The following is a 22911-nucleotide window of genomic DNA, read 5'->3' as shown; positions in this document are numbered from 1 at the left end:
CGACCATCGAGTCCGGTGGTGCCGGAGATCAGGCAGCAGGCCAAGGCGCGGGTGGTGAAATCCACTAGCGGGTGACCAGGCAGACAGCGAAGAGGACTGACTACACGGCGCGATACGTCAGTTCACGGCGCCGCGGGTCACCTGCGGCCCGGGCCCGGCGCGATGCCGGGACAATAAGCGCGCCGCTTGACCCGGCGCACCGAGCTGCAGCATCGCCGCCAACGCCGTTTCGAGAATGACTTCCTGCTGCACGCGGCTACCGCCGATGGATCCGAGCCCGGGCAGCGATTCGATGAGGTAGTCGAGCGCGGCGCGCGGCTCGCCCTCGGTCAAAGCGATAAGGCCCTCGCCGATGAGGCGCAACGTCGATGCCTGCGCGTCGGTGGCGCCGGGGACATCGATCGCGCGGATCGCGGCCGGGTCGTTCGCGGCGGCCAGCACCAACAGCGCGTGAAACGCGATGAAGGGCGTCTGCGGGGTGTACGCGAGCGAGCCGGCCTCGGCGAGCACCGCCATCGGGTCGGGCGGGGTGACCCAGTCGGGATGTAGGCGCGCGCGCCACGCCAGCGAACCGGCGTCGACGAGACAACGAACGTCCTTCGAGTGCGGCGGCGCGAGGAACGCGGCGTACCGGCGCGCCGCGGCGGCCGCGTCGCCCATCGCGAGTTCGTGCAGCGCGGCGTGCCACTGAAAGTGCGGGACGTAGCGCTGGGTGCTGCCGTCGCCCGCGATCCACTCCGTCAGCCACTTCAGCCCGGCGCCGTGCGCATCGGTCTCGTAGTGCACGTGCGCCAGCGCGTGCGCGGCATTGCCGTTGCCCGGATCGAGTTCGAGTGCGGCGTCGGCCAGGTCGGCCGCGTCATACCACAGGCCCTGCTCCGTGCGGCCATAGGCGCGCAATCCGAGATACCACGGCGCCTCGCCGTGCACGCCGGTGAATCGCTCGACGTACTGCCACGCGTCCGGCAACGCGTCACCGGCCCCCGCGAACGCGATCGACGGCGCCAGCACGAGCAACGCGACCGCATCGTCCGGCACGCGGTCGAGGTGGTCGATGAGCGCGTCGGTGCCCGCCGCGTTTCCCTTCTCGCACCACGTCGCGATGGCCTCGACGTGGCTGCGGTCCTCGTCGCTCCCGCGGGCAAGCGCCGCCCGCGCCCGCGCGAGGTGGCCGGTGACGGCGTCGGGGCCGCCGGCGCGGTCGGGCCGTTCCGTGGCGATCATGGCGAGCGCGACGTGCGCACGCGCGTGGTGCGGATCGTCGGCGACCGCCTCGGCGAAGGCGACCGACGCGCCGTCCTGAACCGCGAGCAGGCGACGCACGCCCTCGGCGTACGCCGCGGACGCTCCCGTGGATCGCGGCCCGGTGGCGACGAGACGAGGCACCCGCACCGGGCGTTCGCGTGTGTCGGTGGCGAGCAGCTCGGCGATCGCGGCCGCCTGCGCGCGGATTTCCGGGATCGCGGTGGTCTCCCACTCCTCGCCCTGGCGGATCGAGCCCAGACACACGACGCCGGGGACCGTGCTGCCGGTCGCGTCGACGAGATAGCCGTCCGTATCGAGGCGCACCCCCACGCCGCACGGGTGCAGCGACGCGACGCCCGTGTCGAGCAGGTTCGCCCAGAGCGGGGAGCGTTGCAGGGACCGCCGATCCCACACGGCGCCGGTTGCGACGACGACGGCGTCCCCGCGCCGGCGCATGGATCGCCAGCTCGTCGTGACCACCAGCTCGACGCCGTCGCCGCGCAGCGACACGTCGGCGACCTCACCCGCCTCGATGCTCAGCTGGCCGCCGTTGATCGCGTGATAGACCGCATCGGCGATCGTCGGCGGCATGCGGTGCCGAAGCACCTCCCACTGCCGAAGTTCTTCGCGCAAAAACCGGCGTTGGTCTTCCCAGCCCATCGACCGCCACAGCTTGGGGGTGCGCGGGCGGAGCGCGTCGATGACTTGTCGCCAGCCCCAACCGTTTTCGCGCGCGTACGCGAGGTCCGCGGTGAGCGCGGTGCGCAATGCGTCGAGCGAGACGTCGTCGGCGAGGGCGTCGACGTTGGGCAATTCGGCCGGGGCGCCGGTGGCGCGGAACCGGCGCGGGAGCGTGCCGTGCCGCGAAAGCAGGGTGACCGCGGCGCCGCGCGCCATGAGATGCAGCGCGACGTCGACGCCCGTGAGTCCCGAACCGATCACCAGGACGCTGCCGGGTCGGCGCGCGGCCAGGGCGGCAAGCGCGCCCGGCGCCCAGGGGTCCACCACGACCTTGCCGTCGGTGGCCGAGTCCGCATTCAAGGCCAACACCGGCGCGAAGGCGCGCTCCAGCGATTCGGGCATGCCGCCCGCGGGCCGCCCGGTCGCGAGCACGACGGCGTCCGCAGACAACGAACGTCCGTCGCCCAGGGTCAGGCGCGCCGGCGCGCCCGGCACCAACCCGACGACCTCCGCACGCTCGATCCGCGCGTCGGCGGCGGCGAGTTGCTCCCGCAGGTAGCGGCCGTATGCGAGGCGCGGCGCGAAGCTCTCGACCGGGGTGACGGCCCGCTCGTCGAGCCAGCGGCAAAAGTGATCGGGGTCGTCGGGCCACGCGGACATGCGCTGGGCGGGAACGTTCAACAGGTGGGTCGGGTCGTCGGTTCCGTAGGCCGCGCCGGTGCCGGGACGACCGGACGCGTCGATCAGCGTGATCTGCGCCTCCGGTTGGCGCCGGCGCAGATGGACCGCGGCGAGCAGGCCCGCGGCACCGCCGCCCACGATCGCGACGCGCATCATGGCGGAATGCTATATCGGCCGTCGCCGGTCAATTCCGGTTCGACGGATCGAGTTGCTCCAGCGCTCCGCTGGGGTCGTAGTACAGCTCCTGGCGGGCGATCCGGCCGTCGCGGTAGCGGTAGACCACCACGTACGTCGAGCGCAGGCGTTGGCCGCCCTGGTCCCAGTCGAATTCGACGCGCACGAACGCCGTGTCGGCGCCGGGCGTGATGGCGTAATCCACTGCCTCGTAGCGGATGTCCGCGCAGCCGCGGATGGTCAGCGCGATGAACTCGAGCGTGCGCTCGACGCCCTCGATCGCGGACGGCCAGTCGAAGAGGCGCACCGTCGGGCTCACGTACACCACGTCGGGCTGATAGAGGTCCCGCACGATCGACACGTCGCCGGCCGCGAACGCCCGCGCGAAACGCGCCTCCTGCGCGGCGAGCGCGTCGGCCGAGATGCCGGGCGTCATCGCGCCACCCCGACGAGCACGAAAACGCCTTGGGCCGTGCGGATTCCGAGGTCGGCCGTGCCGATATTGACCCGCGTCACGGCCAACGCGGCTGCTTTACCCACACAGCACTCCTACCACCGGCGACCGCGCGCGTAAAGCCTTTGGTGCCCAAGCCAATCGCGCGTACGGTGACCGCATGTCAACCAACCGCACACTGGTGTCGTCCGGCTCCGACTTCGAGTCGGCGGTGGGCTATTCGCGGGCGGTGCGGGTCGGCCCGCACGTGGCGGTGGCCGGGACGACCGGCGCCGGACCCGCCGATGACATCGCCGCCCAGGCCCGAGACGCGTTGCGCCGCATCGCGATTGCGCTCGATCAGGCGGGTGCCGGGCTCACCGACGTGGTGCGCACCCGCATCTACGTGACCGACATTTCGCGCTGGCGAGAGGTCGCCGCGGTGCACGCCGAGTTCTTCGGCGAGATCCGTCCGGTCGCGACCATGGTCGAGGTGTCGGCGCTGATCACCCCCGAGCTGCTGGTGGAGATCGAGGCCGACGCCTACGTCGGCTCCTGAGGCGCGGCCGGCGGGAAGGTGCCGTCCGTGGCAGGCGGATAAGCGGTGACCCCGATCACAGCACCAACCGGCAGCGGGCCGTACAGATGTGGGAACCGCATCGACTCCGGGTCCGTTGCCACCCCGGGCTCCCACCGCACCGGCGAGTCCAGCAGTGCCGGGTCGATGTGCAGCAAGACCAGGTCGTCGCGGCCGCGGTAGAGCCGGTTGGCGGGCAGATGCACCTGCTCGGGCGTCGAGAGGTGAATGAACCGGGAGCCGTCGGGCCCCGGCGCGTCGGGCGAAATCCCGCCCCGATCGCGGGCGCGGAACCACTCCTCGCGCCCGCACAGGTGCACCAGAACGGTCACGGTCGCTCAGCTTAAAACCCGTGAGAAACGACACACCTGATAACGATCGGGGAACAAGGCGAAAACGCCACACGTCTGAGACAGTGAATGAACGAGAACGGAGAAGCCATGTACGCAACTCTGACCAGTCCCGAGCTCACCAGAGCGGACCGCTGCGATCGCTGCGGTGCCGCTGCTCGTGTCCGCGCCAAGCTGCCTTCCGGACTTGAGCTTCTCTTCTGCCAGCACCACGCGAACCAGCACCAGTCGAAGCTGACCGAGCAGGACGCCGTGCTGGAGGTCAGCGAAAGCTAGTCCCGCCGAACTCACCCCTGGCCAATGTGGGCTGCGCGGGCGGTCATCGGTAATGCTGGACGGGTATGAGCGTCCAAGCCGCGCGGCCGTCCCGCCACCACGTCCGGCGAATCAGTCTCAGAACCCTGGCCAAGAGCTGGGACGACTCCATTTTCTCCGAGTCGGCCCAGGCGGGATTCTGGTCGGCGCTCTCCACCCCGCCCCTGCTGTTGGGAATGCTGGGCAGCTTGGCCTACGTGGCGCCGCTGTTCGGCAAGGACACGCTGTCCTCGATCGAGAAGAGCATCATCTCGACCGCGCACAGCTTCTTCTCGCCGAGCGTCGTCAACGAGATCATCGAGCCCACCATCCGCGACATCACCGCCAACGCGCGCGGTGAAGTGGTCTCGCTCGGTTTCTTGATCTCGCTGTGGGCGGGATCGTCGGCGATCTCGTCGTTCGTCGACGCCGTGGTCGAGGCCCACGACCAGACCCCGCTGCGACACCCGGTGCGACAGCGATTCTTCTCGCTGTTCCTGTACGTGGTGATGCTCGTCTTCGTGGTGATCGCCGCGCCGGTGATGGTGGTGGGACCACGCAAGGTGAGCGAACACATCCCAGTCGGACTGGCCAACGTGCTGCGCTACGGCTACTACCCCGCGCTGATCCTCGGGCTGATGATCGGGATCATGCTGCTGTACCGGGTGGCGCTGCCGGTGCCGCTACCGAGCCACCGGCTGGTGCTGGGCGCCATCCTGGCCACGGCGGTGTTCCTCATCGCCACGCTGGGCCTGCGCTTCTACCTGCGGTGGATCACCAGCACCGGTTACACGTACGGCGCGCTGTCCACGCCGATCGCGTTCCTGCTGTTCGCGTTCTTCGGCGGCTTCGCGATCATGCTCGGCGCCGAGCTGAACGCCTCCATCCAGGAGGAATTCCCCGCGCCGAGGACCCATGCCCACCGGCTGCGCAATTGGCTGCTGACGCGCCGGACCGCCCCCAAGCGGGTAGTCGACTTGCCCGCCGGACCCGCGGCGCCGTCCGACGTCGCGGCGGCGGAGCCGCCGGCCTGATCAGCCCTTCTTGAGCCGCTCGTAGATCCGCTTGCACTCCGGGCACACCGGGGAGCCGGGCTTGGCCGCCCGGGTGACGGGAAACACCTCGCCGCACAGCGCGACGACGTGGTTGCCCATGACGGCGCTCTCGGCGATCTTGTCCTTCTTGACGTAATGGAAGTATTTCGGGGTATCGCTGCCGGTCCCGTCGTCGACGCGTTCGTCGGTCTCGGTGCGTTCGATCGTCTGGGTCTGCATGCCTCACATTGTGCCCCCTGACTCGCCGGTACCGGAATCGTTTGGTTGTGGGACAGTGGAGATATGAAGCGCGGCGAAGAGCCAGGGTTCGACGGCTTCGACGACACCAGCCGTCCCGTCCTGATCACCTCCGCCGCGCCCTCCTACGAGGAGGAGCATCGCGCCCGGGTGCGGAAATACCTGACGCTGATGGCGTTTCGGATCCCGGCACTCATCCTGGCCGCCGTCGCCTACGGCGCCTGGCACAACGGCCTGATCTCACTGCTCATCGTGGCGGCCTCGGTGCCGTTGCCGTGGATGGCCGTGCTGATCGCCAACGACCGGCCACCGCGCCGCTCCGACGAGCCGAGGCGGTTCGACCAGACACGGCGGCGCACTCCCCTGTTCCCCACCGCCGAGCGCCCGGCGCTCGAACCGCGGCGACCGCACCACGACGGTTCCGGCTAGCCGCCAAGGGGCCCACTTCTCAGGACATTCTCAGGTCGTCGGCACATCTGTGCACGTCAAGGCGTGTGAGATCACGCGCGGGCGGGAACTCCCACGGCGGATCCATCGTTAGACGTGTTGACAGTGCAAAGCCGAACGGGAGGTCGCTATGGCGAACGCCAGCACAAGCAGGATCGACGGCGATCTGGATGCTCAAAGCCCCGCCGCGGACCTGGTGCGCGTTTATCTCAACGGCATCGGCAAAACGGCGTTGCTCAACGCGGCGGGTGAGGTAGAGCTGGCCAAGCGGATCGAAGCCGGCCTGTACGCCGAGCATCTGCTGGAAACGCGTAAGCGCCTCGGAGAGAACCGCAAACGCGACCTGGAGGCCGTCGCGCGCGATGGCCAGGCGGCGCGCCGCCACCTGCTGGAAGCGAACCTGCGGCTGGTGGTTTCGCTGGCGAAGCGTTACACGGGTCGGGGCATGCCGCTGCTGGACCTCATCCAGGAGGGCAACCTCGGTCTGATCCGCGCGATGGAGAAGTTCGACTACACAAAGGGATTCAAGTTCTCCACCTACGCCACCTGGTGGATCCGCCAGGCCATCACCCGCGGCATGGCCGACCAGAGCCGCACCATCCGGCTGCCGGTCCACCTCGTCGAGCAGGTCAACAAGCTGGCGCGGATCAAGCGGGAGATGCACCAGAACCTCGGGCGCGAAGCCACCGACGAGGAACTCGCCGCCGAATCCGGCATCCCGGTCGAGAAGATCAACGACCTGTTGGAGCACAGCCGCGACCCGGTGAGCCTGGACATGCCCGTCGGCTCCGAGGAGGAGGCGCCGCTCGGTGACTTCATCGAGGACGCCGAGGCGATGTCGGCCGAGAACGCGGTGATCGCCGAGCTGCTGCACACCGACATCCGCAGTGTGCTGGCCACTCTCGACGAGCGCGAGCACCAGGTCATCCGGTTGCGCTTCGGCCTAGACGACGGCCAGCCGCGCACGCTGGATCAGATCGGCAAGCTGTTCGGGCTGTCCCGGGAGCGGGTCCGTCAGATAGAGCGCGACGTGATGTCCAAGCTCCGCAACGGCGAGCGGGCCGATCGGTTGCGCTCGTACGCCAGCTGATACGTCCATAGCTAGTAGCAAGTCGGTATGCCCGTCGCGCGAGCGGCGGGCATACTGCTTGCCGGGGACATCCGCAAGAGGCGTTGGGCCCATTCTTGCAGCTGGCCAAGTAGACTCAGCGTCAATGGAGGGTGCTGGATGAACGAGCTGGTCGATACCACCGAGATGTACCTGCGGACCATCTACGACCTCGAAGAAGAGGGCGTGACGCCGCTGCGTGCCCGGATCGCCGAACGCCTCGAACAAAGCGGGCCGACCGTCAGCCAGACCGTGTCCCGCATGGAGCGGGACGGCCTGCTCCACGTCGCAGGGGACCGCCACCTGGAGCTCACGGACAAGGGCCGCGCGCTGGCCATCTCCGTGATGCGCAAGCACCGCCTCGCGGAACGACTGCTCGTCGACGTCATCGGGGTGCCGTGGGAGGAAGTGCACGCCGAGGCATGCCGGTGGGAGCACGTGATGAGCGAGGAAGTCGAACGCCGGCTGGTGAAGGTGCTGAACAACCCGACCACCTCCCCGTTCGGCAACCCGATCCCGGGCCTGTTGGACCTCGGCGTGGGCCCCGATTCCGGCGCCGACGGCATCAACCTCGTCCGGTTGACCGAGCTGCCCGCCGGATCTCCGGTCGCGGTGGTCGTGCGCCAGCTCACCGAACACGTCCAGGGCGACATCGATCTGATCACCCGCCTCAAGGACGCCGGCGTCGTTCCCAATGCCCGGGTCACCGTCGAGACCAGCCCGTCCGGCGGCGGGGTCACGATCCTCATTCCCGGCCACGAGAACGTCACGCTGCCGCACGAGATGGCGCACGCCGTCAAAGTCGAGAAGGTCTGAGCGGCCAGCACCGATCGCCGCCACTATCCCGCCCGGCGCCCGAACGCGCGTCGCGGCGGCAGCCGCACCCCCAGCCGCTTGGCCAGCCGGTAGCCGGTGGCCGCCAGTTTCCGGATGTCATCGGGCTTCATGCCGGACTGCAACGCCTGATCCAGCATCCCCGCCATCCGGTGGTCGGGGTCACAACGCAGCGCGGCGTCCAGCGACACCCCGGCGAGCGGGCCGTCGCCACGGGCGTACGCGCTGAACGCGAGCAGCACCAGGGCCTCGACCCGCCAGGGCGGCGGCAGGCGGCGCGCCAGCAGCGCCCACAGCGACTCGGCCTCCCCCGCCCGGTCGCCGACCGCCAGGGCGTACAGCGTGTCGCGCACCTCGACGTCGCTCAGCGCGCAGCCCAACGCCGCAAGCTCGGCCGCAGAAAGCGTTTCGCCGCCGGCGACGCGGGAGGCCACGGCCATCGCGTCTTGCACGTCGCGGCGCGCGCACCCGGTGGGATCGGCGCGATGGGCCACGTCGCGCCGTGCCGCCTGCCGCCGGACCGCGTCGGCCAACTCGGCGGCGCCCGCCGGGTCGTCGACCGCGATGACGGCCTGCAGGTCGGCGCGCCGGCGGTAGAGCCGCCGGCCGTCGAGCACCGCCGCCGCGGCCAACGGCGACGCCGACGGGTCGTCGACGAAGCCGCCGGAGCCGCAGCCGTCCACGCAATGCCAGCGCCCGCCCCGGGCCACCCGATCCACCACATGTGCCGCATAGAGTTGAATTCCCCGCTGCGACAACGCCTCTGCCAGCTCGTCGCACAGCAGCCGGTATTCCTCGTTGCACCCCGGGCAGTGCGCGCAGTTCGCGTCGACGATCACCGCGATCGCCGCCTGGGGCCTGGCGGCGGCGGCGACTTCGGCCAGATGCCCGACACGGTCGACGAGTTCCTCGGACAGGTCTACCCGCATCACGGCCCCCAGTTCCCCGCCTTCCAGGGACACCAGGACCAATGAATTCTCCGGAACGAAGCCGAGAACGGCCGGTAGCGCCGCGATCAGCGCGCCGGGGCGATTGAGCTTGAAATCAGGTTGATGCGTCGTCATGGGCACCAACGCTGACGGGCGGCACCGTCGGGCCGTGCCCCCGCGACGGGATCGGGCCGCTCGTCTGTGGAGAAAGTCTGGACTGTGGGCCTTATCGTCTATGCATGGGTTCGATGCAGGAGTACGACATCGTCGTGATCGGTTCGGGACCGGGCGGCCAGAAGGCCGCCATCGCCTCGGCCAAACTAGGCAAATCCGTCGCCATCATCGAACGGGGCCGAATGCTTGGCGGTGTCTGCGTCAACACGGGCACGATCCCGTCAAAAACGTTGCGCGAGGCGGTGCTTTACCTCACCGGGATGAACCAGCGCGAGCTCTACGGGGCCAGCTACCGCGTCAAGGACCGGATCACCCCGGCCGACCTGCTGGCGCGGACCCAGCACGTGATCGGCAAGGAAGTCGACGTGGTGCGCAACCAGCTGATGCGCAACCGGATCGACCTGCTGATCGGTCACGGCCGCTTCGTCGACCCGCACTCCGTCGTCGTCGAAGACCCGGGCCGCCGCGAAATGACCACTGTCAGCGGCGAATACATCGTCATCGCCACCGGCACCCGGCCGGCGCGGCCGTCCGGCGTCGAGTTCGACGAGGAGCGGGTGCTCGACTCCGACGGCATCCTCGACCTCAAGACGCTGCCGGGCTCGATGGTCGTCGTCGGCGCCGGCGTTATCGGCATCGAGTACGCGTCCATGTTCGCCGCGCTGGGCACCAAGGTCACCGTCGTCGAAAAGCGCGACGACATGCTGGACTTCTGCGACCCCGAGGTGGTCGAGGCGCTCAAATTCCACCTGCGCGACCTGGCGGTGACGTTCCGGTTCGGCGAGGAGGTCACCGCCGTCGACGTCGGGGCGGCCGGCACCGTCACCACGCTGGCCAGCGGCAAGCAGATTCCCGCCGAGACCGTCATGTACTCCGCCGGCCGCCAGGGCCAGACCGATCACCTCGACCTGCAAAACGCCGGCCTCGAGGTCGAGGGCCGCGGGCGGATCTGGGTCGACGACAAGTTCCGGACCAAGGTGGAGCACATCTACGCCGTCGGCGACGTCATCGGGTTCCCCGCCCTGGCCGCGACCTCGATGGAACAGGGCCGGCTGGCCGCCTACCACGCGTTCGGGGAAGCGTGCGACGGCATCACCGACCTGCAGCCCATCGGCATCTATTCGATCCCCGAGATCTCCTACGTCGGGTCCACCGAGGTGGAGCTGACCAAGAACGCGATTCCCTACGAGGTCGGGGTGGCGCGGTACAAGGAGCTGGCTCGCGGCCAGATCGCCGGCGACTCCTACGGCATGCTCAAGCTGCTGGTGTCGACCGACGATCGCAAGCTGCTCGGGGTGCACATCTTCGGGACCAGCGCCACCGAGATGGTGCACATCGGTCAGGCCGTGATGGGCTGCGGCGGGACGGTCGACTACCTGGTCGACGCGGTGTTCAACTATCCGACGTTCTCGGAGGCCTACAAGGTGGCCGCGCTGGACGTGACCAACAAGATGCGGGCGCTGTCGCAGTTCCGCCGCTGAGCTAGCAGCTGTCGTCGAGGTCGTTGGGTACCCGGTCGCCGGGGCCGCCGGCCTCGGCGCGGGCCAGCAGCTGGGCGGTTTGGGCGTCGAACGGCGCCGAGTAGGACACGTTCGCGGCGCACCCGCCACGCTCGAAACCGCCGATCAGCCCGGTGAGCGTGGTGCCGCTCACCCACGGCGCCCCGCTGGTGCCGTCCACCAGGCCCTCGCACGCCAGCGAGGGAAACCCGCTGTCGTTGACCGAGGTGCTGGCCTGGCAGCCGATCGGCGAGCCGCCCACCCCGGCCGCGTACCCCAGCACGGTGACGTGGCTGCCCGGGGGCGGCGCGACGCCCAGCGTCAGCGCCAGGCCGACGTAGGACTCGACCGACCCGCCGGCGTCGTTGCTGACCCGGGCGATCGCGTAGTCCGCGTGCGGATCCTTGCCCGAGATCCAGCGCGGATCCAGGTAGACGGCGTCGGCCTTCCACACGTCGGCGGGCGCGGGCGCCGCGTCACCGGCCAGACCGGGAACGAAGGTCATCTTGGCCGCACCGGCCAGGCAGTGCGCCGCGGTGATCATGAGATTCCCGGTCGCCGAGTGGATTACGGAACCCGTGCAGACGTGCAGCGGGCCGTCGTTGATGAAGATCGCGCCGACGCGCCGGTCGGGGTCCACCGGGCCCGCGACCGCCTTCTGCTGGGGCTGGCTGAGCCGCTGCACGAGCGGCCCGGTCGCCACGGGGACGGACACCACCGGGCGCGCCGCAGGCTCGGCCGGCCGGGTGCACGACGTCATCAACGTCAGCAGGCCGACCCCCGAGCACAGCAGCAGCGTCCGTATGCGCATTTCGTGTCCATCATGCCTGACCACGGCGTGTCGGGCAGACCACATCCCCTCCCCGCGCGCCGCCGCGTTTGCTGGCCGACATGCGGATTACGTTCGCGGGTTGGGGCGTTTCGACGGTGAAGACTGCAGGGTGTTAGCTGTTCCATTGTTGGTGCCCGCCGATTCGGGGGACACTGGTCAGGGCACCCTGGAGCAACCCCCGAAAGGAGGAGACCCGATGGCCCACGATCAAAACCACGGCGACGAGTACGACCAGCCAGGACAGTCCGGCATGTACGAGCTGGAGTTCCCGGCGCCCCAGTTGTCGACGGCCGACGGCCGCGGCCCGGTTTTGGTGCACGCCTTGGAGGGCTTCTCCGACGCCGGCCACGCGATACGGCTGGCCGCGACCCACCTGAAGGCCGCGCTGGACACCGAGCTGGTCGCGTCGTTCGCGATCGACGAACTGCTGGATTACCGCTCGCGGCGACCGCTGATGACGTTCAAGACCGACCACTTCACCAACTACGACGATCCGGAGCTGAGCCTGTACGCCCTGCGCGACAGCGTCGGCACGCCGTTTCTGCTGCTGGCCGGCATGGAACCCGACCTGAAGTGGGAGCGTTTCATCACCGCGGTGCGCCTGCTGGCCGAGCGGCTGGGTGTACGGCGCACGATCGGCCTGGGCACCGTCCCCATGGCGGTCCCGCACACCCGCCCGATCACGCTGACCGCCCATTCCAACGACAAGGAACTGATCGCCGACTTCCAGCCCTGGATCTCGGAGATCCAAGTCCCCGGCAGCGCGTCCAACCTGCTGGAATACCGGATGGCCCAGCACGGTCACGAGGTCGTCGGGTTCACCGTGCACGTCCCGCACTACCTGACCCAGACCGACTACCCGGCGGCCGCGCAGGCGCTGCTGGAGCAGGTGGCCAAGAGCGGATCGCTGGAGCTGCCGCTGTCGGCGCTGACCGAAGCCGCGGCGGAGATTCGCGCCAAGATCGACGAGCAGGTGCAGGCGAGCGCGGAGGTGGCTCAAGTGGTGGCCGCGCTCGAGCGCCAGTACGATGCCTTCATCGACGCTCAGGAGAACAGGTCGTTACTAACTCACGACGAGGATCTCCCCAGCGGCGACGAGCTTGGCGCAGAGTTCGAGCGATTCCTTGCCCAACAGGCAGAGAAGAAGAACGACGACGACCAGGCGTGAGGACTCAAAACGCCCATAGCCCGGGCCGACACCAAGGTTGGCGGAGATGACCGAGCGGAAGCGCAAGAGCAACCTTCGCCCAGTGCGTGAAGTCACGGCGCCCACGCTCGAGTACCGCACCATTCACGGCTACCGGCGGGCCTACCGCATCGCCGGTTCCGGCCCGGCGATTCTGCTGCTCCACGGCATCGGCGACAACTCCACCACCTGGAATGCCGTGCAGGCCAAGCTCGCCCAGCGGTTCACCGTCATCGCCCCCGACCTGCTGGGCCACGGGAAATCCGACAAGCCGCGCGCCGACTACTCGGCCGCCGCCTACGCGAACGGCATGCGCGACCTGCTTTCCGTCCTCGACATCGAGCGGGTGACCATCATCGGCCACTCGCTGGGCGGCGGCGTGGCCATGCAATTCGCCTACCAGTTCCCGCATTTGGTCGACCGGCTGATCCTGGTCGCCGCGGGCGGCGTCACCAAGGACGTCAACGTCGTGTTCCGGCTGGCCTCGTTGCCGTTGGGCAGCGAGGCGCTGGCGCTGCTGCGGCTGCCCCTCGTGCTGCCGGCGGTTCAGCTGGCGGGGAAGCTGGCCGGGCTGGCGATCGGGTCGACCGCGCTGGGCCACGACCTGCCCAACGTGCTGCGCATCCTTGACGACCTGCCGGAGCCGACGGCGTCGGCGGCGTTCAGCCGCACGCTGCGGGCGGTCGTGGACTGGCGGGGGCAGATCGTGACGATGCTGGACCGATGTTATTTGACCGAGGCCATCCCCGTGCAGATCGTCTGGGGCACCAAGGATGTGGTGGTTCCGGTCCGGCACGCCTGGATGGCGCACGCCGCGATGCCCGGCTCGCGTCTCGAGATCTTCGAGGGTTCGGGCCACTTCCCCTTCCACGACGACCCAGCCCGCTTCATCGACGTCGTCCAGCGCTTCATCGACAGCACCGCGCCCGCCGAATACGACCAGGCCGCCCTCCGGGCGCTGCTGCGCAGCGGGGGCGGCGAGAAGACGGTCACGGGCCCGGCCGACACCCGCGTCGCCGTCCTGAACGCCATGGGCTCCGACGAGCGCAGCGCCACCTGATAAACACGTTGACCCGCGCCGTACAGTCGGGTCATGGGCATCGACGTCACGGTGTTGCGGGTTTTCACCGACGCGGACGGCAATTTCGGTAATCGCCTCGGTGTGGTTGACGCCGCCGCGGTACCGCCCCCGGACCGGCAGCGGCTGGCGAACCAATTGGGCTACGCCGAAACGGTTTTCATCGATATTCCGGCCGCCGGCTCGGCCACCGCGCACGCGAGGATTTACACCCCCCGCGTCGAACTTCCGTTCGCCGGGCACCCGACCGTCGGCGCGTCGTGGTGGCTGCGCGACAACGGTACGCCGATCAAGACGCTGCACGTGGCGGCCGGCCTCGTGCAGGTGAGCTATCAGGGCGACCTGACCGGCGTCAGCGCCCGCTCGGAGTGGGCACCGGAGGTGGCCATCCACGAATTCGATTCGGCCGACGACGTTCTCGCCGCCGACCCGGCCGACTTCCCGGACGACACCGCGCACTACCTGTGGGCCTGGGTCGACCGGGACGCCGGGACTCTGCGCACCCGCGGGTTTTTCGCGAACCTCGGGGTGCCGGAGGACGAGGCGACCGGCTCGGCGGCGATGCGGCTCACCGACTACCTCAGCCGCGACCTGCGCATCACCCAGGGCAAGGGCTCGTTCATCGAAACCGCGTGGAACGCCGAGGGCTGGGTCGGGGTGGCCGGGCGCGTCGTCAACGACGGTGTCCGACGGGTCGACTGAGGTCAGCCCTGCCGGTGCAGGACGGCCACGAGGTGGTCCTGCAGGGGTTGCCCCACGCCGCCCATGCGCAGCGTGTAGGACAGCTCGTCGCCGTCGATGCGCAGCGAACGGCCAAGGGCGGTAACCTCTTTGGCGCTCGGCGCCAGCCCAATCGCCGTGCTCGACAGCTCCACCTCGATGAGGCCGTCTGTCACGGCGTAGGTCCCCGTTTCGATCTCGGTGATGCCGTTCGGGTGCGCGACGATCAGCTCGACGCTGCCCGGGCGGGGCACGCGAAAATACCCCGTTTCGCCGTGTAGGGGCCTGCCGTCGGCCACCGCCTTGGTCTTTTGCCCGTAGGCCAGGAACGGCTTCCCGACGTGGGAGAAGACGACTTCCTCGAGATACTCGAACGGCTGGATCGTCGGGTAGAAGCCTGAGCCGCGCCCGGCCCACGTCCCCAGCAGGGGTGCCAACGCCTCCAGATCGGGATGCAGGTCGGGCGGCATGGACGCCAGCCTAGCGAGTGGCCGGCTCCGGATCCGTCGGCGCGTTGCGGTGCGCGCGCAGCGCCTCGATCTCGCGCTCGAAGTCCTCGGCGGAGGAAAACGACCGGTACACCGAGGCGAACCGCAGGTAAGCCACCTCGTCGAGATCGCGCAGCGGGCCGAGGATGGCCAGGCCGACCTCGTGGCTGGGCACCTCGGGCGACCCGGCGGCGCGAACGGTGTCTTCGACTTGCTGGGCGAGCAGGTTCAGCGCGTCGTCGTCGACCTGGCGGCCCTGGCAGGCCCGCCGGACGCCGCTGATGACCTTCTCCCTGCTGAAGGGCTCGGTGACGCCGCTGCGTTTGACGACAGCCAGCACGGCGGTCTCGACGGTGGTGAAGCGCCGCCCGCATTCGGGGCAGGAGCGTCGGCGCCGAATCGCCTGGCCTTCATCGGTTTCGCGGGAGTCGATCACCCGGGAATCCGGATGGCGGCAGAACGGACAGTGCATGACCGCTCCTTCGCCGTGCTCACCTGCGGGGCCGCAGAACAACACCCCGAGCGTACCGCGACGCTGGAGTCAGCCGACCGGCGCGATCAGCGTCTGGCCGGCGGCCAGCGCCGGTGAGTTCAGGTCGTTGAGCTCGCGGATCCGATCGGCAACCTGGCGGGCCGGCGCGTCCGGCGCCACCCGGTGGGCGACGTCCTGCAGGGACTCGCCGGGCTCAACCCGCACGACGGCCAGCCGATCAGGCACGGCGGCGGCCGATCCCCCGGAGTCGCCGTTGACCGCCTGCCCGAAGTTGGCGACCAGCCCCAGCCACAGGGTGATGACCCCGGCGACCAGCGCCAGCCCCAGCGTCGTGGCCAGCGTGACGGGACGCCTGCGATGCGGGGCGACGGACATCGCGACGCCGGTGCCGTGGTAGCGCAGCGGCGTGCCGGCCGGCCTGGACGGGCCGGGCCGGCGCGAGCCGGTCAGCCCGTCCCGCCTGGGATAAAGCCCCGGCACCGGCCCGTTGACCGGGCGACGAACGCTGCTGGTACGCGGCGAGACGGTGTAGGTGATAGTCATCTTGCGTTCCTCCGGTCAGGTTGTTCTCGCTCGGGTGTTCGACTATATCGCTCGTATGTTCGATGTCCGAACATTTGAGCGAAGCGTGTCGAGCAAGCAAAACGCTAGACCGCACCACCGACAAATCCGGAAGCGCGACCTCTGACATGCAGCACAGGTACCCGATCCCCGCAAAAGTTACACACATGTGATTCAGCAGCTATAGGGTCTTGACGCCCCGACCCAAGGGTCTTTGGACCCGGCGACACGCCAGTCGAACACATGTTTGATTCTTGGCCGCCCTCCCGCTACATTCAACCCATGAGCGACAGCAACGACACTCCCTCGATCAGCTCATCCGCCGATTCATCGCTGACCGAACGGCAGCGCACCATCCTGAACGTCATCCGCGAGTCGGTCACCACCCGCGGCTATCCCCCGAGCATCAGGGAAATCGGCGACGCCGTCGGCCTGACGTCGACGTCGTCGGTGGCCCACCAGCTGCGCACGCTGGAGCGCAAGGGCTACCTGCGCCGCGACCCGAACCGGCCACGGGCCGTGGACGTCCGCGGCAGCGAGGAGACCGTCGAGGCGGCGCCCGTCACCGACGTCGCCGGCTCGGACGCGCTGCCGGAACCCAGCTACGTGCCGGTGCTCGGGCGCATCGCCGCCGGCGGACCGATCCTCGCCGAGGAGGCCGTCGAGGACGTCTTCCCGCTGCCCCGCGAGCTGGTCGGCGAGGGCACCCTGTTCTTGCTCAAGGTCGTGGGCGACTCGATGGTCGAAGCGGCGATCTGCGACGGCGACTGGGTGGTGGTGCGCCAGCAGCACGTCGCCGACAACGGCGACATCGTCGCCGCCATGATCGACGGCGAGGCCACCGTCAAAACGTTCAAGCGCGCGGGCGGTCAGGTGTGGCTGATGCCGCACAACCCGGCATTCGACCCCATACCGGGCAACGACGCGACCGTGCTCGGCAAGGTCGTCACCGTGATCCGCAAGGTGTAGCGGCCGGCTCAGTCGGCCTTGATGAAGCCGTTGGCCTGCGCGACTTCCTCACTGGCCAACCAGATTTCGGCCAGCGTGTCGTGGTAGAGCTCGCTGCCCGGGGTGTAGTACAGGCCGAAGCGGGCGCTGGCCTTGATCGGGTAGCCGTCGGGCGCCTGGTAGGGATCCTCCAGCGGCAGGTGGATCGTCGGGCGCCCACCGGCGACCGGGGCGGCGTTGATCACATCGGCGGCCGATTCCGGCACGTCTTCCTCGTCGGTGGCCGCGTGGCGCCCGGTTCGGGGCTCCGTCGCCCCTAGCGCCCCCGCGGCGGCCGCGGCCTCGGCGGCGCCCTCCGGGGGTTCCGGCTCCGGGTAGTCGGCGTCCGGTTCCTCGGCAACCGGCACCTCACCCACGTAGGCGGCCTCCGGCGGGGTGCGCGGAACCGCGACGTCCGGGTAACCGGGATCGGCGTACTCGTCGTCCTCGTAGCCGGGGAGGTACTCGGTGCCCGTGTAGTCAACGTCCTCGGCGGCGACTTCGGGGTATCCGGCCTCCGCCTCGGGGACGTCGTCGTAGCCGGCCTCCGCCAGCGTCGCCCCCGAGGCGAGCGGGATGGAATCGGTGTCCACCGCGTCGGGGTCTTCGTCCTCGTCGGCGGCCCCGGCGTCGGCCCCGCGGGTCCAACTGACTCGCTGCGCCGGCCCGGCCTCGTCCGGCAGCTGATGCTCCGGCTGCTCCAGGCCGAACGGGGCGTAGTCGGTGGCCGCCTCCGCGTCGTCGTGGCCCCAGTGGTCGTTGCCCGGGGCGTCGTACCCGGCGGCGGCCAGGTCGCGCTCAGGCTCGTAGGCTCCGGTGTCGCCGGCGCCACGCCGACGCCGGCGGCGGCGCCAGGTGAACGCCAGCAGCACCGCGAGCAGGATCAGCAGCAGAACCGGGATCGCGGCCAGCAGCCACCACCATTGCCAGGTGAACTTCTTGGCGTGCGAGGGCATCGCCGCGGTGCTCGGCTGGTTCTGCCCGGACACCTGCAGGCCGGACAGCAACGGAGCCAGGTTGGACGGGTCGGTGCTGAACGAGTTCTTCGCCCGGTTCCAGGAGATCTTGCCGCCGGTGAACTGCTGCGACACCACGTCGCCGTCCACGGCCTGGTCGCCGACCGGGGCGCCCAGCTTGCCGCTCGGACCGCGCAGCTTGTCCCACGCGGCCTTCATCGCGCCGCGCACGACGAACGCGCCGTGGTCGGAGGTCCAGAAGATGACCGGCTTGTCGGCCGCGGCGAACGTGGCGATCCGGCTCGCCGGGCCGATGCCGCCGTCGGCCTCGTTGGCGGTGGGGAAACCCAGGTCGCTGCCGGCCGGGCCGCCCAGCGACTCGTACTTGGCGAGGATGTCGGTCTCGAGGGCGTTCGCCCCGGTGGCCGGGCTGAAGAACACCTTCCCGTTCGCGAAGTTCTGCGCGACCCCGTCGCCGCCGATGGGATACGACCCGCCCTGCTTGGCGCCCAACGGGCCGCCGGCGCCGCCGGCCGCGCGCCAGGCCATGTTGATGGCCGCGTTCGGATCGATGGCTACCTGCAGGCCCTTGAGCTGGTCGGCCAGCGTCGCCGGGTTGGTGGTGAACTCCTTGGTTTTCCTGTTCCAGGAGATCTCGCCGCCACTGAACTTCTGGGAGGTGACCTCACCGGCGTAGGTCTCGTCGCCGACCGGCGCGCCGAGCACGCCACCCGAGCTGCCGAGTTTGTCCCAGGCGGCGTTCAGCGCGCCGCGCACCACGAACGCGCCGTGGTCGGAGGTCCAGAAGATCACCGGCTTGTCGCTGGCCGAGAAGGTGGCCACGCGGCTGTCGGGTCCGGCCAGGCCGGGCACCTCGTTGATGGTGGGGAACCCGAGGTCGCTGCCGGCCGGGCCGCCGAGCGACTCGTATTTGTCCAGGATCGGCCCGTAGACGAACTTGGCGCCGGTGTCGGTGGTGTAGAACATCTTGCCGCCGTCGAAGTCCAGCGCGAACCCGTCGCCGGCGGGGTACACGTCGCCCTTGCGGGCGCCGAGCGGTGAGGTGTCGCCGCCGGCCTTCTCCCAGGCGGCCATCATGGCGGCCTCGGCATCGCCGATCGGGGACGCCGAAGCGGTGGGGGCCAGCAGCGCAGCCGCCATCACCGCGGTCGCCATGCCGACCAGCGCGCGCCCGATCAGCCTGCGCATTCGACCTCTCTGCCCGTTCACCAAGCCTCCCAGGCCCGTATACCTGGCCATGCCGCACCTGCAGACCCGTTACGAAGCGTGATATCGCCGGGCTCGCATAACTTTGCCCTTGCCGGGCAGAAATGCGAAGTCAAATCACGAAAATTGCGAAAACGGAGACCGCGCCGATGTCGAAATGATGCCGGAGCATGCCCGAACCGCGACCAACCACGGCTTCCGGCGCCCCGACCGCCCGTTTGCCGATGTGCCACCAGGCACTCGGTATGCGAGAAACGCATGTGCCGACGGTACGTGAAGCCATTAGCTGGCCGTCAATCTACCCGGCCAATAGACCAATTGGGCCTTTCATCATTGGGGCCCGTCGAACGGCCGCGCCTGGTGTCCTTGCGCGGCAACCACATTGCTCAGACGCCGAGGCTGCGGCCGATGATCTCCTTCATGATCTCGGTCGTGCCGCCGTAGATCGTCTGCACCCGCGCGTCCAAATAGGCTCGGGCGACGGGGTATTCGCGCATGTAGCCGTAGCCGCCGTGCAGCTGCAGGCAGCGGTCGATCAGGTGCACCTGCTTCTCGGTGGCATACCACTTGGCCATCGCGGCCTGCTCGGCCGTCAGCTTCCCGTCCAGGTGCAGGCGGACGAACTCGTCGACCATGATGCGCACCACGGTGGCCTCGGTCGCCAGCTCGGCGAGCAGGAATCGGCTGTTCTGGAAGCTGCCGATGGGCTTGCCAAAGGCCTTGCGCTCCTTGGTGTATTGCAGCGTCTGCTCCAGCACGCCTTCCATCGCCGCGGCCGCCATGACCGCGATGTTGATCCGCTCCTGCGGCAGGTTCTGCATGAGGTAGATGAACCCCATGCCCTCCTCGCCGAGCAGGTTTTCGGCCGGCACCTTGACGTCGGTGAACGACAGCTCGGCGGTGTCCTGAGCGTCCAGGCCGATCTTGTCCAGGTGGCGGCCCCGTTCGAAGCCCTCCATGCCGCGCTCGACGACCAGCAGACTGAAGCCCTGCGCGCCCTTCTCGGGGTCGGTCTGGGCGACCACGATCACCAGGTCGGAGTTGATTCCGTTGGTAATGAACGTCTTTGACCCGTTCAGCACGTAGTGATCGCCCTGCTTGACCGCGCGGGTCTTGATGCCCTGCAGGTCGCTGCCGGTTCCGGGCTCGGTCATCGCGATCGCGGTGATCATCTCGCCGGTGCAGAACTTGGGCAGCCAGCGCTGCTTCTGTTCCTCGTTGGCCAGCTTCAGCAGGTACGGCGCGATGATGTCGTTGTGCAACCCGAAGCCGATGCCGCTGTAGCGCCCGAGGGTGGTCTCCTCGGTGATGATCGTGTTGTAGCGGAAGTCGGGGTTGCCTCCCCCGCCGTACTCCTCGGGCACCGCCATGCCCAGGAAGCCCTGCTTGCCGGCCTCCAGCCACACGCCGCGGTCGACGATCTTCGCCTTCTCCCATTCCTCGTGGTAGGGCGCCACGTGGCGATCGAGGAAGCCGCGGTAGGACTCGCGGAACAAATCGTGCTCGGGCTCGAAAAGGGTGCGCTCGTACTTGATGGCACTGCCCATGGATGACCTCCGCTGACCTCCGGGCGAATGGGACTCTGCCGCCAAGATATACCAACCAGCCGGTTGGTCGGCGGCCGGCGGGGTCGCTGCGTCGCCGAGAACCGTTAGGGTGCGGCGAACTCGCGCAGGCTGGCGGCCAGCGCGACGGGAACGCGGGCGCGGATGCGGGTGCCTTCGGCGTTGTGCTCCTCCTGCTGCACTCGCCCGCCGGCGTGCAGCCGGGCCACCAGGTCGCCGCGGTCGTAGGGGATCACGACGTCGACGGCGGTGTCAGTTGGTGCGGCGAGTTCGGTCATCCGCCGCCGCAAGGCGTCGATGCCCTCGCCGGTGTGCGCGGACACAAACACCGCCCCGGGCAGCCCGTGCCGAAGCTTGGCCAGCGCGAGGTCGCTCGCGGCGTCCACCTTGTTGACCACCAGCAGCTCGGGCGGGGCGTCGCCGTGATGGTCCGCGACGACTTCCGAGACCACCTGGCGGACCGCGTTGATCTGCGCGATCGGGTTGACGTCGGAGCCGTCGACCACGTGCACCAGCAGGTCGGCGTCGACGACCTCCTCCAGGGTCGAGCGGAACGCCTCGACCAGCTGGGTGGGCAGGTGGCGCACGAAGCCGACGGTGTCGGTGAGCACGGCCGGGCGCCCGTCGGTCAACTCCGCGCGCCGGGTGGTGGGCTCGAGGGTGGCGAACAGCGCGTCCTGCACCAGCACCCCGGCCCCGGTCAGCGCGTTGAGCAGGCTGGATTTGCCGGCGTTGGTGTAGCCGACGATCGCGATGGACGGGACGTCGCTCGCCAGCCGGCGGCTGCGCTGGGTGTCGCGGGCCTGCTTCATGTCCTTGATCTCGCGGCGCAGCTTGCTCATCCGTTCCCGGATGCGGCGCCGGTCGGTCTCGATCTTGGTCTCGCCGGGACCGCGCAGCCCCACACCGCCGCCGCTGCCGCCGGCGCGGCCGCCGGCCTGCCGGGACATCGACTCGCCCCAGCCGCGCAGCCGCGGCAGCATGTACTCCATCTGGGCCAGCGACACCTGGGCTTTGCCCTCCCGGCTGGTGGCGTGCTGGGCGAAGATGTCCAGGATCAGCGCGGTGCGGTCGATGACCTTGACCTTCACCGCCTTTTCCAGCGCGGTCAGCTGCGCCGGGGACAGCTCGCCGTCGCAGATGACGGTGTCGGCGCCGGTGGCCAGGACCACCTCGCGCAGCTCGGCGGCCTTGCCGGAGCCGATGTAGGTCGACGGGTCGGGCCGGTCGCGGCGCTGGATGAGGCCCTCGAGCACCTGCGAGCCGGCGGTTTCGGCAAGGGCCGCCAGCTCGGCCATGCTGGCCTGGTTGTCGGCGGCGCTGCCCTCGGTCCACACGCCCACCAACACCACGCGCTCGAGGCGCAGCTGGCGGTACTCGACCTCGGAGACGTCGGCGAGTTCGGTGGACAGCCCCGCGACCCGGCGCAGCGCCGATCGGTCCTCGAGGGCGAGTTCGCCCGCACTGGGCTCTAGATCCGGTTGATCGGGAAAGGGAGTTTCGGGATTCGTCATAGGCAATTAGCAATAGTGCACGCTAAATCGGTGCAGCGCACCTGATTTAACGCTCCTGGGCGCGCCACCATTCCTCGCTGATCTCGCCGCGGGCCACCAGCACCGACGGTCCGCGCAAGTAGCTGGTGGCGTCGGTGACGGTGACGACGACGTCGCCGCCGGGCACCCGCACGGTGAGCGTCCCCGTGTCCGCGCCCCCGTTGGCCAGCGCGGCGACGGCGGCCGCGACCGTCCCGGTGCCGCACGAGCGGGTCTCGCCCACGCCGCGCTCATGCACGCGCATCCGCACCATCCCGTCGACCGGCGACGTGAGTACCTCGACGTTGACCCCCTCGGGGAACTGGTCGTGGTCGAACTGCACCGGCGCGCCGACGTCGAGGGCCGCCAATCCTTCGGCGTCGAGCTGCGGATCCACGCAGGCCAGGTGCGGGTTGCCGACGTCGACCGCCAGCCCGGCAAACCGCCTGCCGCCCACTATCGCCTCCCCCGCCCCGAGCCGGTTCGCCTTGCCCATGTCGACGGTGACGTCGGCGTCGGTGTCGCCGGCGTGGTGCAGGATGACCGGGCGCGCGCCGGCCAGCGACCC

General features: G+C 69.5%; 24 protein-coding genes. 11 read left to right on the top strand and 13 right to left on the bottom strand.

The window, feature by feature from the left end:
• Positions 1 to 117: 117 nt before the first annotated feature.
• Together N415_RS26180 and N415_RS26175 are read right to left on the bottom strand one after the other, a co-directional pair.
• Positions 118 to 2763 (bottom strand): FAD/NAD(P)-binding protein, encoded by a 2646-nt coding sequence (locus N415_RS26180; protein ID WP_068187966.1) that lies wholly within the window; start codon positions 2761 to 2763, stop codon positions 118 to 120.
• Positions 2764 to 2791: 28 nt separating this feature from the next.
• Positions 2792 to 3217, bottom strand: coding sequence for a nuclear transport factor 2 family protein (locus N415_RS26175; protein ID WP_068187965.1), 426 nt, complete (start codon positions 3215 to 3217; stop codon positions 2792 to 2794).
• A 178-nt stretch (positions 3218 to 3395) separates the two neighbouring features.
• Here N415_RS26175 and N415_RS26170 point away from each other — a divergent pair, with 178 nt between their 5' ends.
• On the top strand, positions 3396 to 3773 hold the full coding sequence (locus tag N415_RS26170; RefSeq protein ID WP_068187961.1) for a RidA family protein: 378 nt from the start codon (positions 3396 to 3398) through the stop codon (positions 3771 to 3773).
• Here the strand turns inward: N415_RS26170 and N415_RS26165 are convergent.
• Positions 3758 to 4123, bottom strand: coding sequence for a DUF952 domain-containing protein (locus N415_RS26165; RefSeq protein ID WP_068187960.1), 366 nt, complete (start codon positions 4121 to 4123; stop codon positions 3758 to 3760). The genes N415_RS26170 and N415_RS26165 overlap by 16 nt on opposite strands.
• 108 nt (positions 4124 to 4231) lie before the next feature.
• Here N415_RS26165 and N415_RS26160 point away from each other — a divergent pair, with 108 nt between their 5' ends.
• Together N415_RS26160 and N415_RS26155 are read left to right on the top strand one after the other, a co-directional pair.
• Positions 4232 to 4417 (top strand): hypothetical protein, encoded by a 186-nt coding sequence (locus N415_RS26160; RefSeq protein ID WP_067156959.1) that lies wholly within the window; start codon positions 4232 to 4234, stop codon positions 4415 to 4417.
• Positions 4418 to 4482: 65 nt separating this feature from the next.
• Entirely contained in the window at positions 4483 to 5469 is a 987-nt protein-coding gene (locus N415_RS26155) for a YihY/virulence factor BrkB family protein (RefSeq protein ID WP_068187958.1), read from the top strand.
• On the opposite strand, the gene N415_RS26150 is transcribed toward N415_RS26155, so the two are convergent.
• A complete protein-coding gene (locus N415_RS26150; protein ID WP_068187956.1) occupies positions 5470 to 5709 on the bottom strand; it encodes a DUF3039 domain-containing protein in 240 nt (79 codons plus the stop codon).
• Between the two features lie 45 nt (positions 5710 to 5754).
• On the opposite strand from N415_RS26150, the gene N415_RS26145 reads away from it, so the two are divergent.
• From N415_RS26145 to N415_RS26135, 3 genes are all read left to right on the top strand, one after another.
• Positions 5755 to 6156 carry a DUF3099 domain-containing protein gene (locus N415_RS26145; RefSeq protein WP_081665528.1) on the top strand — a complete coding sequence of 134 codons (402 nt, stop codon included), beginning with the start codon at positions 5755 to 5757 and terminating at the stop codon, positions 6154 to 6156.
• Between the two features lie 148 nt (positions 6157 to 6304).
• Positions 6305 to 7264: a sigma-70 family RNA polymerase sigma factor SigB gene (sigB, locus tag N415_RS26140; protein WP_067006623.1), complete on the top strand. Its 960-nt coding sequence runs from the start codon at positions 6305 to 6307 to the stop codon at positions 7262 to 7264.
• Positions 7265 to 7402: 138 nt separating this feature from the next.
• Complete coding sequence (locus tag N415_RS26135; RefSeq protein WP_068107269.1) at positions 7403 to 8098, top strand: metal-dependent transcriptional regulator; 696 nt, start codon at positions 7403 to 7405, stop codon at positions 8096 to 8098.
• Positions 8099 to 8121: 23 nt separating this feature from the next.
• Here the strand turns inward: N415_RS26135 and N415_RS26130 are convergent, their stop codons facing one another.
• Positions 8122 to 9180: a DUF4192 domain-containing protein gene (locus N415_RS26130; RefSeq protein WP_068187952.1), complete on the bottom strand. Its 1059-nt coding sequence runs from the start codon at positions 9178 to 9180 to the stop codon at positions 8122 to 8124.
• Positions 9181 to 9293: 113 nt separating this feature from the next.
• Here N415_RS26130 and sthA point away from each other — a divergent pair, with 113 nt between their 5' ends.
• Entirely contained in the window at positions 9294 to 10700 is a 1407-nt protein-coding gene (sthA, locus tag N415_RS26125) for a Si-specific NAD(P)(+) transhydrogenase (RefSeq protein ID WP_152531584.1), read from the top strand.
• A gap of 1 nt (position 10701) precedes the next feature.
• Here the strand turns inward: sthA and N415_RS26120 are convergent, their stop codons facing one another.
• The gene (locus tag N415_RS26120; RefSeq protein WP_068187949.1) at positions 10702 to 11529 is read right to left on the bottom strand and encodes a trypsin-like peptidase domain-containing protein; all 828 of its coding nucleotides are present in this window, start codon (positions 11527 to 11529) and stop codon (positions 10702 to 10704) included.
• Between the two features lie 217 nt (positions 11530 to 11746).
• Between N415_RS26120 and N415_RS26115 the strand changes: the two genes are divergently transcribed.
• Genes N415_RS26115 through N415_RS26105 form a run of 3 tightly spaced genes read left to right on the top strand, consistent with a single transcriptional unit; the run spans position 11747 to position 14516 of the window.
• Complete coding sequence (locus N415_RS26115) at positions 11747 to 12718, top strand: PAC2 family protein (protein WP_068187970.1); 972 nt, start codon at positions 11747 to 11749, stop codon at positions 12716 to 12718.
• Between the two features lie 46 nt (positions 12719 to 12764).
• Positions 12765 to 13796 (top strand): alpha/beta hydrolase, encoded by a 1032-nt coding sequence (locus tag N415_RS26110; RefSeq protein WP_068107260.1) that lies wholly within the window; start codon positions 12765 to 12767, stop codon positions 13794 to 13796.
• A 33-nt stretch (positions 13797 to 13829) separates the two neighbouring features.
• On the top strand, positions 13830 to 14516 hold the full coding sequence (locus N415_RS26105; protein WP_068187948.1) for a PhzF family phenazine biosynthesis protein: 687 nt from the start codon (positions 13830 to 13832) through the stop codon (positions 14514 to 14516).
• Positions 14517 to 14518: 2 nt separating this feature from the next.
• On the opposite strand, the gene N415_RS26100 is transcribed toward N415_RS26105, so the two are convergent.
• The 3 genes from N415_RS26100 to N415_RS26090 all read right to left on the bottom strand — a co-directional run bounded on the left by N415_RS26100 (position 14519) and on the right by N415_RS26090 (position 16058).
• Positions 14519 to 15004, bottom strand: a complete 486-nt coding sequence (locus tag N415_RS26100) for a peroxynitrite isomerase (protein ID WP_068187946.1) — start codon at positions 15002 to 15004, stop codon at positions 14519 to 14521.
• Positions 15005 to 15014: 10 nt separating this feature from the next.
• Positions 15015 to 15494 carry a transcriptional regulator NrdR gene (nrdR, locus tag N415_RS26095; protein ID WP_068107252.1) on the bottom strand — a complete coding sequence of 160 codons (480 nt, stop codon included), beginning with the start codon at positions 15492 to 15494 and terminating at the stop codon, positions 15015 to 15017.
• Positions 15495 to 15563: 69 nt separating this feature from the next.
• Positions 15564 to 16058, bottom strand: coding sequence for a LysM peptidoglycan-binding domain-containing protein (locus tag N415_RS26090; RefSeq protein ID WP_068187944.1), 495 nt, complete (start codon positions 16056 to 16058; stop codon positions 15564 to 15566).
• 300 nt (positions 16059 to 16358) lie between these two features.
• Between N415_RS26090 and lexA the strand changes: the two genes are divergently transcribed.
• Entirely contained in the window at positions 16359 to 17045 is a 687-nt protein-coding gene (gene lexA / locus N415_RS26085) for a transcriptional repressor LexA (RefSeq protein WP_068187943.1), read from the top strand.
• Positions 17046 to 17053: 8 nt separating this feature from the next.
• Here the strand turns inward: lexA and N415_RS26080 are convergent, their stop codons facing one another.
• From N415_RS26080 to dapF, 4 genes are all read right to left on the bottom strand, one after another.
• Positions 17054 to 19228, bottom strand: a complete 2175-nt coding sequence (locus N415_RS26080) for an LGFP repeat-containing protein (RefSeq protein ID WP_068187942.1) — start codon at positions 19226 to 19228, stop codon at positions 17054 to 17056.
• Between the two features lie 404 nt (positions 19229 to 19632).
• On the bottom strand, positions 19633 to 20793 hold the full coding sequence (locus N415_RS26075) for an acyl-CoA dehydrogenase family protein (protein ID WP_068187940.1): 1161 nt from the start codon (positions 20791 to 20793) through the stop codon (positions 19633 to 19635).
• A gap of 104 nt (positions 20794 to 20897) precedes the next feature.
• On the bottom strand, positions 20898 to 22325 hold the full coding sequence (gene hflX, locus N415_RS26070) for a GTPase HflX (protein ID WP_068187938.1): 1428 nt from the start codon (positions 22323 to 22325) through the stop codon (positions 20898 to 20900).
• A 46-nt stretch (positions 22326 to 22371) separates the two neighbouring features.
• On the bottom strand, positions 22372 to 22911 hold a 540-nt coding region (gene dapF, locus N415_RS26065; protein ID WP_068187936.1), incomplete at its 5' end, for a diaminopimelate epimerase.

The sequence above is a fragment of the Mycobacterium sp. UM_CSW genome (assembly GCF_000455205.1).
Lineage (GTDB): Bacteria > Actinomycetota > Actinomycetes > Mycobacteriales > Mycobacteriaceae > Mycobacterium.
The sequence above is the reverse complement of the archived record's forward strand: the minus strand, read 5'-3'. Positions and strand labels throughout refer to the sequence as shown.